General features: G+C 54.7%; 11 protein-coding genes. 3 read left to right on the top strand and 8 right to left on the bottom strand.

Going from position 1 to position 13,326, the window contains the following annotated elements; genetic code table 11:
• Positions 1–83: 83 nt before the first annotated feature.
• Entirely contained in the window at positions 84–590 is a 507-nt protein-coding gene (locus tag NST69_RS00575; protein ID WP_036732774.1) for a cytochrome c biogenesis protein CcdC, read from the top strand.
• Between the two features lie 271 nt (positions 591–861).
• The gene (locus NST69_RS00570) at positions 862–1,824 is read left to right on the top strand and encodes an L-lactate dehydrogenase (RefSeq protein ID WP_036732776.1); all 963 of its coding nucleotides are present in this window, start codon (positions 862–864) and stop codon (positions 1,822–1,824) included.
• A 91-nt stretch (positions 1,825–1,915) separates the two neighbouring features.
• On the opposite strand, the gene NST69_RS00565 is transcribed toward NST69_RS00570, so the two are convergent.
• Both NST69_RS00565 and NST69_RS00560 read right to left on the bottom strand, forming a co-directional pair.
• Positions 1,916–3,943, bottom strand: a complete 2,028-nt coding sequence (locus NST69_RS00565) for a methyl-accepting chemotaxis protein (protein ID WP_340956511.1) — start codon at positions 3,941–3,943, stop codon at positions 1,916–1,918.
• A gap of 184 nt (positions 3,944–4,127) precedes the next feature.
• Positions 4,128–6,455, bottom strand: coding sequence for a heavy metal translocating P-type ATPase (locus tag NST69_RS00560; protein ID WP_340956513.1), 2,328 nt, complete (start codon positions 6,453–6,455; stop codon positions 4,128–4,130).
• 266 nt (positions 6,456–6,721) lie between these two features.
• On the opposite strand from NST69_RS00560, the gene NST69_RS00555 reads away from it, so the two are divergent.
• Positions 6,722–7,702 carry a cation diffusion facilitator family transporter gene (locus NST69_RS00555; RefSeq protein ID WP_342548221.1) on the top strand — a complete coding sequence of 327 codons (981 nt, stop codon included), beginning with the start codon at positions 6,722–6,724 and terminating at the stop codon, positions 7,700–7,702.
• Positions 7,703–7,971: 269 nt separating this feature from the next.
• On the opposite strand, the gene NST69_RS00550 is transcribed toward NST69_RS00555, so the two are convergent.
• From NST69_RS00550 to NST69_RS00525, 6 genes are all read right to left on the bottom strand, one after another.
• Positions 7,972–8,337 (bottom strand): metalloregulator ArsR/SmtB family transcription factor, encoded by a 366-nt coding sequence (locus NST69_RS00550; RefSeq protein ID WP_036732785.1) that lies wholly within the window; start codon positions 8,335–8,337, stop codon positions 7,972–7,974.
• Between the two features lie 448 nt (positions 8,338–8,785).
• The gene (locus tag NST69_RS00545) at positions 8,786–9,523 is read right to left on the bottom strand and encodes an ABC transporter permease (protein WP_342548220.1); all 738 of its coding nucleotides are present in this window, start codon (positions 9,521–9,523) and stop codon (positions 8,786–8,788) included.
• Between the two features lie 2 nt (positions 9,524–9,525).
• Positions 9,526–10,242 (bottom strand): ABC transporter permease, encoded by a 717-nt coding sequence (locus NST69_RS00540; protein WP_076083440.1) that lies wholly within the window; start codon positions 10,240–10,242, stop codon positions 9,526–9,528.
• Positions 10,239–11,150, bottom strand: coding sequence for an ABC transporter ATP-binding protein (locus NST69_RS00535; RefSeq protein ID WP_342548219.1), 912 nt, complete (start codon positions 11,148–11,150; stop codon positions 10,239–10,241). Before NST69_RS00535 ends, NST69_RS00540 begins: the two co-directional genes overlap by 4 nt.
• 58 nt (positions 11,151–11,208) lie before the next feature.
• Positions 11,209–12,648: a sensor histidine kinase gene (locus NST69_RS00530; protein ID WP_209877379.1), complete on the bottom strand. Its 1,440-nt coding sequence runs from the start codon at positions 12,646–12,648 to the stop codon at positions 11,209–11,211.
• Positions 12,645–13,319: a response regulator transcription factor gene (locus NST69_RS00525; protein ID WP_036732799.1), complete on the bottom strand. Its 675-nt coding sequence runs from the start codon at positions 13,317–13,319 to the stop codon at positions 12,645–12,647. Before NST69_RS00525 ends, NST69_RS00530 begins: the two co-directional genes overlap by 4 nt.
• Positions 13,320–13,326 lie beyond the last annotated feature (7 nt).

Here is a 13,326-nt window from a genome sequence, read left to right as displayed (position 1 = left end):
CTGCGCATCATTAATGAAATCCGTTCATTATCTGCTATAATGAAGTAAATAGTGACCGAAATCACAGAGGAGGAACGTGAATTATGGGTAACATCAACCCCTCACTTCTGCATGTGGGCTCCACGCTGGGAGCAGTATTCATGGCGCTGATGGTGATTTTTATCCGCATGAAGGCCAGCGCCCGCCCGGTAACCATCCGCAAAATATGGATTCCGCCGCTTGGCATGTCCACCGGCTTCGCCATGTTCGTCGTACCGGAAGTGCGCTTCCCCTGGTGGTGGGCGGTAGCGGCTTTCCTGGTCGGCTGGTTTATTTTTGCCTACCCGCTAATCCGCAGTACGCGGTTCGAAGAACGTGAAGGGCTGATCTATGCCCAGCGCTCCAAGAGCTTCGCCTTCATTCTGCTTGGACTGCTGCTGGTCCGCACCCTGCTCCATGAGTTCATCAACCGGTATGTCTCAGTTCCGCAGTCCGGCGGATTATTCTTCATTCTGGCCTTCGGCATGATCCTCCACTGGAGACTGTTCATGTATAAGCACTATACCGGAATGCTGCCTGCCGAGCCGCAGATTCCGCAGCCCCGGGTCTAGGGTGAGGCCGGGATGGATTATATAATTATGTACAAGGGGGTGTCCCCGGCAGCCTTAGGGAGGACTGCCGGGAACACCCTTTCCTTCTGTCTTCCCAAATACCCATCAGCTGCATATTATAATTCATAAGAACCCTGATACTCTAACCTTCCATGTGAATTATGGCCAAATAACGGACGGGTGCGGCGGGCATTTTCGGTGCGATGTCAGGTAACTTGCGATGAGATCAGTTAGAATAGTACCATACTTGTAGAGAGTGGGGACTGGGCAATTGAAAAGTAAATCGAGAAAAGTGGCAATCGTCGGCTCCGGCATGGTCGGCTCAAGCGTTGCCTATTCCATGGTGAATCAAGCCATATGCGATGAGATCATGATGATCGACCGTACCTACGACCGCGCCATGGCACAAGCGCTTGATCTCTCGCACTGCATGGACTTCACCGGAACACGCACCAAGGTCTATGCCGGCACCGCCAGTGACTGTGCGGGGATGGATGTCGTCATTCTGACGGCAGGCGCCAATCCCAAGCCGGGGCAGACCCGGCTGGATGTACTGGATGCCGCTGCTGTAATTACCCGGGAGATCATCACCGAGATTATGGCGGGCGGCTTCGATGGGATCTTCGTCGTCGCTGCGAACCCTGTAGATATTGTAACTTATATGGTCTGGCAGATCTCCGGCCTGCCGCGGCACCGGGTGATCGGCACAGGCACCTCCATCGACTCCTCCCGGCTGAAGACACTGCTGTCGGAGGTGTTCACGATTGATCCGCGCAGCGTCAACGGCTACGCCCTTGGCGAACACGGGGAGTCGCAGTTCGTAGCCTGGTCCCATGTGACAATCGGCGGCAAGCCGATTCTGCAGATTATGGAGCAGCACCGCGAGCGCTTCAGCAGCCTGGACCTTATGGATATCGCCCGCAAGACGAAGGATGCCGGCTGGGAGATTTTTACGCGCAAGGGTTCGACTCACTTCGGGATCGGCAGTGCCCTCGCTTATATCACCCGCTCCATTCTGAATGACGAGCACAAAATCATCGCCGTCTCCGCCATCCTGGACGGGGAATACGGACAAAGCGGCGTATGCGCCGGAGTTCCGGCCATTATCGGCAGCAGCGGTATTCAGGAATTGCTGGAGCTGAACCTCAGCGATACAGAGATGGCTAAATTCACCGACTCCTGCAATATCATCCGCGCGGGAATTGATAGCCTCACGCTGGAGGAGCAGCACTAAGCTTAACAGCACAGCCTATACCGCAAACCCCCCTCTGCTTCACACAGTAACCTGTGGGGCAGAGGGGTGTTTGCGATGATTTTACCTGATATTATTGAAACTTCTCGATCTCGCTGCGCAATTCGCTCATCAGCTGGTTGAGGGATTCGGCTGAGGTGACAACCTGGCCCATCAGATTCCGCTGCTCGGTGGAAGCCTCCGCCACCATCTCGGCGCTCTCGGCAGAATCTCTGGCAATAATCAGCATGTCGGAAATGGAGGCCGTAATCTCTTCTGTCCCGGCGGACATCTGCTCGTTGACGGCAGAGACGTCCTGGATCTGAACCGATACCTCACGGATGGACGAGCGGATATGGTCGAAGGAGGTGCCTACATTCTGCATTTTACCCATCCCGTCTCCGATCTCAGCAATGCTCTTCTCCATAGAGACCTCGGCCGCTCTGGTGGATTCCTGAATCTGACGGATCAGCTCCACAATGTTCACAATGGCGCTGTTCGTGCGCTCCGCCAGCTTCTTCACTTCATTCGCCACCACGCCGAACCCGCGCCCGTGCTCGCCTGCTCTGGCCGCTTCAATCGACGCATTGAGCGATAACAGCCCCGTCTGATTGGAGATTTCGGAGATTACGTCAACAATCTGGCCAATTTGTTCGGATTGCCCGCTCAGATTGCTGATCAGGGCCGAGGTCTCCTCCGCAGCGCCGCTGATGACATTCATCTGCTTAAGTGTGGATTGAATCTCCACATAGCCGTTCTCGACCTCGGCGCTGACTGTCTCCGCCTGGTCGGACACATTAACCGAGGATTCCGCAATCCGCTGCAGCCCGATCGCCATCTCCTCCGTAGCTCTGGCCGCCTGCTCCGAGCCTTTGAACTGCTCGCCCATTCCATGCGCGACCTCCTGGACGACCGTCTCAATCTCTGCCGATGTATTCGAGGTCTGACTGGCGTATTTCAGCACGCGTTCTGCCGAGACAGCAACCTGCTCCACGGTAGCATCGATTTTGCCGACAATGCCGGACAATGATCCGATCATATCATTAATGCTCTGGCTCATCTGGCCGATCTCATCACCCGAGCGCACGGTCACCCGTTCGCTGAGATAGCCGTCCGCTACTTTCTTCATCACCCCGGAGATCGCCACAATCGGCTTCACAATCAGACGGGTCAGATACAAGGCCAAGGCAACGACCGCCAGAATGATGATTGCAATGAACAATGTGGATATCCGCTGGGCTGAGGTGACTTTGGCGGTAATCTCACTTTTGGGAACCGTAATCAGCAGCTTCCAGTCTGTGCCCGGGACGGTACGGAAATAGGTAATCACCTGCTTGCCGTCCTCTCCCTTATAAACTTCCGAGCCTGCTTCCTTGCCGAGAATATGCTCTACGGCCTGCTTCATCTCTGTGGTCTTCGCGTAATCCGCGATATTCTTGCCGATCCGCTCGGTCTCGGAGTAGGCGTAATAATCACCCTTGCCAGAGATCACATATCCGTAGCCGGTATCGCCCACGTGGATGTTTTTGCCCATCTCCATCAGAATGTCCGGTGTCACCGAGAAGGCGATACCGCCGCCAAACTGCTTGTCCTTGTCCACGACCGGAACGAATACCGGGATAATATATTTACTGAGCTGTTCCAGATAAGACATCTCCGCTACCGCCGGAGCAAGACTCTCCTTGGCCTGCAGGAAATATGCCGATTGGCCTACATCCGCCGTAAGCTTAAGGGAATTAGCCAGAATGCCCTGCTTGTTAATGACGCTGTAGCCTTCGGACTGAGTATCGCTCTCTTCGAGTACCTTGACCACAGGAAAAATAGTATCCGGTCTTGAGGTATCGAATTCAGGATGCTGCGCAATCAGCTCCTGGACCGCAGATGTCCGCGTATTCAGCCACTCTACGATGCGTGTAGTGTTCATCTCCAGAATATTCTGGGCGAGCTCCTCGCTATCGTCTCTGGTGACACCCCCGAAGTACTGCATGAAAAAAATCGTGACGCCGAGCAGAGGTACAATAGCAATTGCCAAAATAACAAGCGAATACTTGCTTTGCAGCGATAATGATTTTCCGTTCTTTGCATTCATTTTCAATTTTGACCGTACACTTCCCTCATTCACCGCAAAATCCCCCTAGAAACCCATTCTGGTCTTCCATATGCTGTAAATATATATATTGATATATCGGCATAAATAGACAAAAAGCATAATACATACAATAAAAATAAGCCTTAAGACCCAAAAATTAGGATCATTAAGGCTTATACTTTTCATAATTATTTCATTATCGATTCATCTTACACGATTATAACGATTTCGGCGGCTGTAAGGCGCGCATGCTGTTCAGTACAGCGAGTACAGTAACTCCGACATCTGAGAATACGGCCTCCCACATAGTGGCAATTCCGAACGCTCCCAGCAGCAGGAAGACCGCTTTGACTCCCAGCGCAAAAGCAATGTTCTGCCAGACAATGGTCCGTGTCCGTTTGGCGATCCCGATGGCGGAAGCGATTTTGGAAGGCTCATCCGTCATGATTACAATATCCGCTGCCTCAATGGCCGCATCCGAGCCAAGTCCGCCCATGGCAATCCCGACATCCGCTCTGGCCAGCACCGGAGTATCATTAATCCCGTCCCCGACAAAAATGATCTTCTCCTTCGGTCCCTTTTCCCGCTCCAGCTGTTCAATCGCTGCGACCTTATCTCCCGGCAGCAGCTCAGCATGAATCTCCTGAATGCCCAGCTGTCTGCCGACAGACTCGGCTACCGGAGCGGCGTCACCCGTCAGCATAACCGTCTTGCGGATTCCCAATGCATTCAGAGCCTGAATCGCCTTAAGCGAATCGTCCTTCACTTCATCTGCAATGACGAGATAGCCTGCGTAGCGCTTATCTACAGCAATATGAACGATCGTCCCGTACTCCTGCGGAGTTACGCTGGTAATCCCTTCACGCTCCATCAGTCGCGCATTCCCGGCCAGCACTGCCTTCCCCTCCACGGTAACTGCGATGCCGTGGCCGGAAATTTCGTTATAGCCGGTAATGGCTTCACCCGGAATAGCTTCGCCATAGGCCGCACGGATGGATTCCGCAATCGGATGGCCGGAGTGGCTCTCCGCATAAGCCGCTACCCGCAGCAGCTCCTGCTCTGTGAAGCCTTCCGCCGGAACATTGCCGGTTACCGTGAACTGGCCTTTGGTCAAGGTTCCAGTCTTATCGAACACAACGATCTTCACATCATTCAAGGCTTCCAGATAGTTGCTGCCCTTCACCAGAATCCCGTTCTTCGACGCGGCACCGATCCCGCCGAAGAACCCGAGGGGAATCGACACGACAAGCGCACAAGGGCAAGAGATAACGAGGAAGACCAGTGCACGGTAGATCCAGTCGGAGAAGGTGGCTCCGCTCAGAATCAGCGGCGGAACCACGGCCAGCAGCAGCGCTGTTATGACTACGACCGGCGTATAGGCACGGGCGAATTTGGTGATGAAATTCTCTGTCTTTGCTTTGTTATTCGTAGCATTCTGGACCAGCTCCAGAATCTGCGAGACTGCCGATTCACCGAAGTCCTTGGTCACTTCAATGGTAATCACACCATTGCGGTTAATGAATCCGCTGAGTACCTGGCTGCCCGGCTGAGTAGAACGGGGAACGGATTCTCCGGTCAGTGCCGAGGTATCCATCATCGCGCTGCCCTCCAGAATAATCCCGTCCAGCGGAACCTTCTCACCGGGCTTAACTACGATGCTGTCTCCTACTCTAACCTCTTCGGGGGACACCTTCCGCAGATTACTGCCTTCCTTCAGATAGGCGAACTCCGGCCGGATATCCATCAGCGCTGTGATCGAACGGCGTGAACGGTTCACCGCCATTCCCTGGAACAGCTCACCTACCTGATAGAAGAGCATAACCGCAACGCCTTCGGGATATTCGCCGATGGCGAAGGCGCCGATGGTCGCAAGGGCCATCAGGAAGTTCTCATCGAACACCTGGCCCCTTACAATATTCCGGGCAGCGGCGAGGACGACTTCTCCGCCGACAATCAGATAAGCTGCCAGGAAGATCAGCAGCTCGGTGATCCCGCTGACCGGCAGGAACATGCCGGCCGCAGCCAGAATGGCACCGCCGCCCAGCCGCATCAGGATGCGGCGCGTATCGCCCTCCCCATGCTCATGGCTGTGTCCGTGGCCATGTGATTCCTCCTTGCTGTGGCTATGCTCAGCAGCATGTGAATGCGGGTGCCCCTCTTCATGGGAATGTCCTTCTCCATGGGCATGCTCATGACCGTGCGGTTCGCCGTGGGTATGAACATGACCCTGTCCTTGAACCGCTACGCCGCGTACCTGAGCTGCCCCCTCCGCAGACAACGGCTTCTTGACCGCACGCGAAGCTCGAACCGCACGCGGCTTCACATGCGGCTCCAGCTTGGTTACCGTATGCTCAGCCTGCTTCGCGATCTCATCTGCAGCAGCAGCTGTTGTCTCCAGTGTCATGGTCTTCGTCGCGAAGTTGACGGAGCAGGAGGACACGCCTTCAATCTTCTTGACCTTATTCTCGATCTTCATTGCGCAGTTCGCGCAGTCCAGCCCATCCAGGACCCACTTGCGCTTCACATTGTCTTCTACCGTACTCAAATGACTCATCTCCCTTGATCGTCCCTATATATGAGTATTTGTTCATATGTTAACTTACACCTATTATATTCCCCTGAATCATGCAGTGTCAATGCATTCAGCCCACAGATTGTGGCTAATTATGTACTGTGAAGAATCTGCCGATGGAGTTATTTTGGACAAACTATTCTTCATCTATATAAAAAAGCTTGTAATTTGTCTGAGTTGGCCATAATATTAACATATGAGCAATCATTCATATGTTAACTGAAAAGAGGTCCTATCTAATGAACAATTCCAAAACCGATTCACACGCTCACTCACATGCTGGAACACACACTCATTCGCACGCTGGCGGGCATTCGCATTCCCACTCCCATTCACATGCGCATTCCCACGCACCGGATAATAAGAAAGGCCTGCTGATCGCCTTAATTATCACCGGCGGTATTATGTTCCTTGAATTCTTCGGCGGCCTGTTCACCGGGAGCCTGGCTCTCTTGTCCGACTCGGGGCATATGCTCAGCGATACCGCCTCCCTTGCCCTTAGCCTTGTGGCCATGATTATCGCGTTGAAGCCGGCATCCTCCAAGAACTCCTACGGCTTCCACCGGTTTGAGATTATGGCGGCTTTGTTCAACGGGGTGACCCTGTTTGTAATATCCGGATTCATTATGTATGAAGCTTTCCAGCGCTTCTCCTCCCCTCCGGTGGTAGCCAGCGGAACGATGATGCTGATTGCCAGTGTCGGATTGCTGGCCAATCTCGTCAGCGCCTGGTCACTGATGCGCAAAAGCGGGGCTAAAGACAATATCAATATCCGCAGCGCTTACCTGCATGTAATCAGCGATGCTCTCGGCTCCGTCGGCGCGCTGGCGGCTGGTCTGATTATGAACCTGTTCTCCTGGTATGTGGCAGACCCTATCATCAGTGTGCTGGTCGCCCTGCTCATCCTGCGCAGCGCCTGGGGTGTCATCAAGCAGGCCTTCCATATCCTTATGGAAGGAACTCCGCTTAGCGTGAATGCCGAAGAGGTCGAAAAGGCGCTACTTCAAATTGAAGGGGTTCAGGATGTGCATGACCTGCATATCTGGACCATCACCTCCGGCCTGGATGCTCTCAGCGGTCATCTGCTGATCAAAGACGGGGTGAATACAGAGCAGGTGCTGCAGCAGGCACTTAAATTAGTGGAAGAGAATTTCGGCATCCAGCACTCCACACTGCAAATTGAGAATTCTGCTGTGAAGCACGGTCACCTTCCGGTCTGAGGAAGAGGTGGTAAGCGGGTAAGGGAGAATGAGGGAGTCCGAGGAAAATCTAACGATTCTGTATGCCTGCCGAATGTATGCTGTTTTCCACAGACATTCGGCCACTTGCCCTCACAACGACCGATTGTATGCTGTTTTCCACATATATTTCGAACACACATACCCTCGCGCTGGCACATGTATTCGGTTTATCACACATCATAATTTATAAAAGGGCTGCCCCAAGCCATTACCTGGCGTTGGGACAGCCCTTTTGCTGTCAGGACAATCTATTCATGCCGGATATGCTCATGGGTCTGCAGGAAAATCTGCTCCACATGTGCATCATTCAGCGAATAATATACGGTCTTGCCTTCCTTGCGGCGCTTCACAATCCGCAGATTGCGCAGATAGCGGAGCTGATGGGAGACTGCCGATTGTCCCATATCCAGTATAGAGGACAAGTCATGCACACACAGCTCCTGCTGGGATAATGCGTAGATCAGCCGAACTCTTGTCGGATCACCCAGTGCCTTGAACATTTCTGCCATCTTATCTGTGATCTCACGGTCCGGCAGAATCAAGGCCATCGATTCCGGTTCCAGTTCGGAACCATTACAGGTGTTGTCGCATTCTTCAAGTGCCGCTGGTTCCATGCTCCCGCCCTCCTCCATATGCTCATCCGGTGTCACCGGCGCTTAATAGTATCTTCTACGATTAATTATAGAAAAAATGGCGTCCAATGTCCATTGAGAAGAAAATACGGGAGGGGATTCACTTAAACATGCGGCGATGTATAGCCTATCCATCAGCGAGATCAGCTAGTATGATCAGTTTCGTTCGGGTTCACTTCGAACATTCAGTGATAGTTGTAGTCTGTACAACTAAATCTGCCCGAATGGGTGAGAATCCGGTACAGATGGATTTTTAAATGTACGAAGTGCAACTAAACCACTCCTAGGCCATATATCAGGTGATTTAGTTGTACAGAGTGCATTTACGCATACCACGTATACCATAATCACCTACGTAAATAATTCGTATACCCTAACATGTGATTAGTTTTAACATTTCCCGCCAGCCGCATTCCGATACCTGCTAACCTTATACCGCCTTACGCCAAAAGGCTATCAAGCCAGCACACAGGAACAGAAGCAGGCTCCCCGCCACGACAATCATCAGGCTCTCCAGCGGCAGGTTGAAGGCGCCGAACCGTTCTTCGCCGAAGGGGGACATGGCCAGCACCGGCTGCACCCATGGATAATAAGGACCGTAGGTGGAGGAATTGGCTATCAGTATATTGGGAATGGTGAAGCAGACATTCAGCGCAAGCGGGGCGCCGAAGCTGCTCCAGCCTTGAGATATCGCCAGTTGCAGTGCAGCCAGCGGCAGGCAGGCAAACCAGCCCCCGAACAGGCTGCTCAGCATCAGCCCCCAGGGAACTCCCCCTTCTGCACCGCGATACCACCCCACTCCCAGAACCCCTGCAAGAAACAGCAGCTGAACCGCACCCAGCAGCGCTACAATTAAAGCATATTTGGCAAAATATACGGAGGTTCGTGTAACCGGAAGCGCCAGGAGCTGCTTCCAGCCGCCGTCACTATGCTCATTGCGGCAGATTAAAGCGGCGAAGAGTCCAGAGAGTACCGGAAGAAACAGCAGCGCATGTACCGCTGACATTGTGCTCAGCAGAACCTGCCAGGTTATCACCCTATCCTCTTGCATGTCCGAAAGCGCGCCTATCGGCAGGGAGATCAGCGGACTGAGCAGAATTAACAACCAGGTGCGGAATCCGGCTATCTTCATACACTCCGCAGACATTATTCGCAGAAAAGTCCGCATATTCAGTCCACATCCTTTCGCGCGAAATGTATGGCTCCAGGCAGGATTACCAGGAGTCCAAGCAACAGGCCGGCTCCGCTGAACAGCCAAGGACGCGGATCACTCCAGGCTAAGACCGGCCAGGAGAGCGGGAACCATTCCGTGAAGTACACACCGAACGGGCTGACCAGCGACAAGGTCAATCCCACCGATACCGGAAGGGTCTGGTTCCGGCTGGATAGAGAGAGCCACAGCTGGAGTGCAATGACGGGCATGGCCGCAGCATAAGCGGCGAAGCCTATCCGCAGGACATCTGCAAGCGGTATCGGCTGAGCGCCGAATCCGAGCAGCAGCCCGAGGACGACAGTTCCTGCCGACAGCAGCAGGCAGGACACGATAAGCAACAGCAGGCAGAGCAGCAGCTTCGCCATGAACACAGCCGTACGGGAGACAGGCAGTGCCAGAAGCTGCTTCCAGGCGCTGGTCTGATGCTCGACATTCGCAATCAGAGAGCAGATCAGTGTGCCTCCAAGATACAGGGCAATCGGTACGAAGGGTACGACCTCACTGAGCAGGCCACCCCACAGGTCCTCCCGGTACTGCCCGCGAAGATAGTCATAGCGGAGGCCGAAATTCAGCCCCTGCATGGCGATAAGACCCAGCGGGCCGAGGAAGGCGAGGAACCAAATGCCTTTGCCGCGGATCTTAAGCCAGTCCGCCGACAGCGCACGCCACATCATAGCTCCCCTCCACCAACCACCTGCAGGAAGAATTCCTCCAGAGATTGCCTGTGCTCCTCCACCCTGTAGATTGCGTGACCCTCCTCGACCAGCTCTTTGACCAGCAGCGATACTCTCGCATCACTCAGCCGGGGCAGGACCAGCCGGCCCTCCTGCAGCTCGCCGCCGCAGCCGCGCCGCACCGCCGTCATCAGCGCAGTCTCCGGCTCGGATAACGCCAGACGCAGATGGCCGGCCGCCTGCTGCTGGAGATGTGCAATGGTATCCTGATAGACCATCTGCCCCTCGCGGATAATGCCGACTGTACCAGCCATTTGCTCAATCTCGCTCAGCAGATGGCTGGATACCAGAACTGTAATGCCCTGCTCTCCAGGCAGCCGCTTAATCAGGGAGCGGATCTCCTGTATGCCTGACGGGTCCAGTCCGTTGGTCGGCTCATCGAGAATCAGCAGCTCCGGGCTGCCCAGCAGGGCTGCCGCAATCCCCAGCCGCTGCTTCATGCCCAGCGAGAAGCCCTTGACTGGCCGCGTCTCCTCCCCGGTAAGCGATACGATCTCCAGCACCTCGGCAATACGCACCTTGGGCACACCCAGAATGCGGCGGATCGCCTCCAGGTTGTCCCATGCACTCAGATGCCCGTAGTAGGACGGCGATTCCACCAGCGAGCCTACCTTGCGCAGAATCTGCATCCGGTTCGCACGCAGCTCCTTGCCGAAGATTTCAATGCTGCCGGAGGTCGGCTTGATCAGGCCGAGCAGCATGCGGATGGTTGTTGTTTTGCCGGCACCGTTCGGTCCGAGGAAGCCGTAGATTTCCCCTTTTGTAATATTGAGATTCAGGTTCTTCACAGCCGCACGGCCGCGGTATTCTTTAAGCAGATTTTTTGTCTCTATCACTGTATCCTTCATTCTCTTCACCTCGGTAACAGCATAACGCCCCAAGGTTAAAAGCACGGAAGCAGCAAGTTTAAATTTTGTTTAAATTGTTCGGGGCATCCCGCTTCCAGATCACAACCTCGGTCCCCTTCGCCGTGCTCTCCATGCTCCATTCCAGGTCCATCCGTTTCAGCAGCAGATCGACAATCGACAGGCCCAGGCCGGCTCCTGCGGAGTCCGTGCTCTGCGCAAGGCCGCCGCCGTGATCGGAGATGATAATCACCCGGTTGCCCTCACGGATCTCCGTAAGTATTCCAACATATAATCCGCTGCGCGCATGACGCAGAATGTTCTGGAACAGATTATCCAGCACTCTGCGGAACCAGCTGTCATCGATCTCCCAGTACAGCGGCGCTCCCTCCAGATCAATCTCGATCTGGTACCCCTCCTTCTCCCACACCGGATACCAGGCGGCGGCGCTCTCCCGCACCAGTCTCAGCACATCCCGGCGTTCCGGGTGCAGCGCAATGCGTCCGCTGTTCAGCAGATTGTAGGACAGCAGATTCTCAATTAGGATGCCAAGGCTCTCAATCCGCTGATCCATCAGCTCAAGGGAGGACTGGCCGTGCGGTGACAACGGCTCCTTGCCCAGTACATGGAGGTGGCTGCGAATGACGGTCAGCGGAGTCCGCAGATCATGCGACAGATCGGCCACCAGCCGCTTGCGCAGCGCCTCTTCTTCCGCCTCTCTGGCACGGCCTGCCTTAAGCTCCGTCACCATGGTATTGAATGCTTCCTCCAGACGCCCGATCTCATCCGGCTTCCCCGGCGGAACAATCTGCGGCAAGCCCTCCTGCCCGGTGAACACCATAGCGGTCTGCAGCCGCAGCAGTCTTCTGCGGATCATGATGAAGAAGAACCAGGAGCTGGTGATGAACAGCAGGAAGAACACCAGCATGGCAATCGTATACCATTTATCCAGTCCTGCCGCGTATTTGGTCTCCGTAATATCCTCAGGAATCTGCATGACCATGAAGCCCTCTGCGGCCTCTGCCCGGTCTCCTATAAAAGCGACAATCGCCAGCGGCTTCAGCGCCGCACTGTCCTTCATGAAGGATACCGCTTCAGCGGCGCTCCACTGGGCGGGAACAGCCGGAGCCTCTCCCGTCAAGAGCAGCGGCGGTCCTGAAGGCTCTGTCACCAGCTGTGTTATGCCCGCAGGATCGACCCAGAATATTCTCGACAGCGGATAGGCTTCGCCTAAGGCCGACAGCCGCTTGGTAATATCCGCCGGGGGTTCACCAAGAAGCTTGCGCGCTTCCTCATGCCACAGAATCTCCAGCTTATCTATACTGGAATACTGTTCATACTCCTTGGGTGGACTTGTATGAGTAGCCCCCGCGAAGATGCTGTATACGGCAATCGTCAGCGGAATAACAACCGGCACGAACAGCAGTGCAGCTACAATAATCAGCAGATAACGAAAAAGCAGCGAACGGTGCAGCAGCTGGAAACGCCCTGCCCCCTTCACCCTCTCACCCGGTAGCCGATCCCCCGGACCGTCTCAATAATCTCCGGCGCGGCCGGATCAAGCTCCAGCTTCTCGCGCAGATAACGGATATGTACCATCAGCGTCTTGTCGCCTTCGATATAGCTCTCCCCCCAGACCGCCTCATAGATCTGCTCCTTGGTCAGAATCTGGCCCAGATGCCGCAGCAGATAAGAGAAGATCTGAAACTGCTTACCGGTAAGCATAATCTCCCGTCCGGTCGCAGCTTCCGTGACCACACTGCTCCCCGGTATGACAACCAGATGCTTAAGGGTCAACTGAGCGGGCGCGGCAGCGCCGCTTCTTCTCAGCAGAACCTCGATTCTCGCCGCCAGCTCATCGGGATGAAACGGTTTGGTCAGATAATCATCCGCGAAGTCCAGCCCCTGAAGCTTATCGTCAATGGAGGTGCGCGCCGAGAGCATCAGAACCGGCAGCTCCGGATAAGCCCGCTTCAGCCGCTGGCCGACGGTGAAGCCGTCCAGCCCCGGCAGCATCACATCCAGAATCGCAAGCTGGCAGCCCTCTGCAGCTTCAAGCGCCCCGTCTCCGCTCTCCAGCCAGCGCACAGCATATTCCCGTTCCCGCAGATCTGCAGCTACGACACTGCCGATCTCCCGGTCGTCTTCTACGTACAATAGGGTTACACTCACGTTGTTA

Origin of the sequence: Paenibacillus sp. FSL P2-0089 (genome assembly GCF_038595095.1) — a bacterium.
Taxonomy (GTDB): domain Bacteria; phylum Bacillota; class Bacilli; order Paenibacillales; family Paenibacillaceae; genus Paenibacillus_AQ; species Paenibacillus_AQ silagei.
The sequence above is the reverse complement of the archived record's forward strand: the minus strand, read 5'-3'. Positions and strand labels throughout refer to the sequence as shown.

Coding starts and splice junctions, on each gene's coding strand:
- NST69_RS00575 (WP_036732774.1), top strand. CDS start 84: ATGGGTAACATCAACCCCTCACTTCTGCATGTGGGCTCCACGCTGGGA.
- NST69_RS00555 (WP_342548221.1), top strand. CDS start 6,722: ATGAACAATTCCAAAACCGATTCACACGCTCACTCACATGCTGGAACA.
- NST69_RS00550 (WP_036732785.1), bottom strand. CDS start 8,337: ATGGAACCAGCGGCACTTGAAGAATGCGACAACACCTGTAATGGTTCC.
- NST69_RS00545 (WP_342548220.1), bottom strand. CDS start 9,523: ATGCGGACTTTTCTGCGAATAATGTCTGCGGAGTGTATGAAGATAGCC.
- NST69_RS00540 (WP_076083440.1), bottom strand. CDS start 10,242: ATGATGTGGCGTGCGCTGTCGGCGGACTGGCTTAAGATCCGCGGCAAA.
- NST69_RS00535 (WP_342548219.1), bottom strand. CDS start 11,150: ATGAAGGATACAGTGATAGAGACAAAAAATCTGCTTAAAGAATACCGC.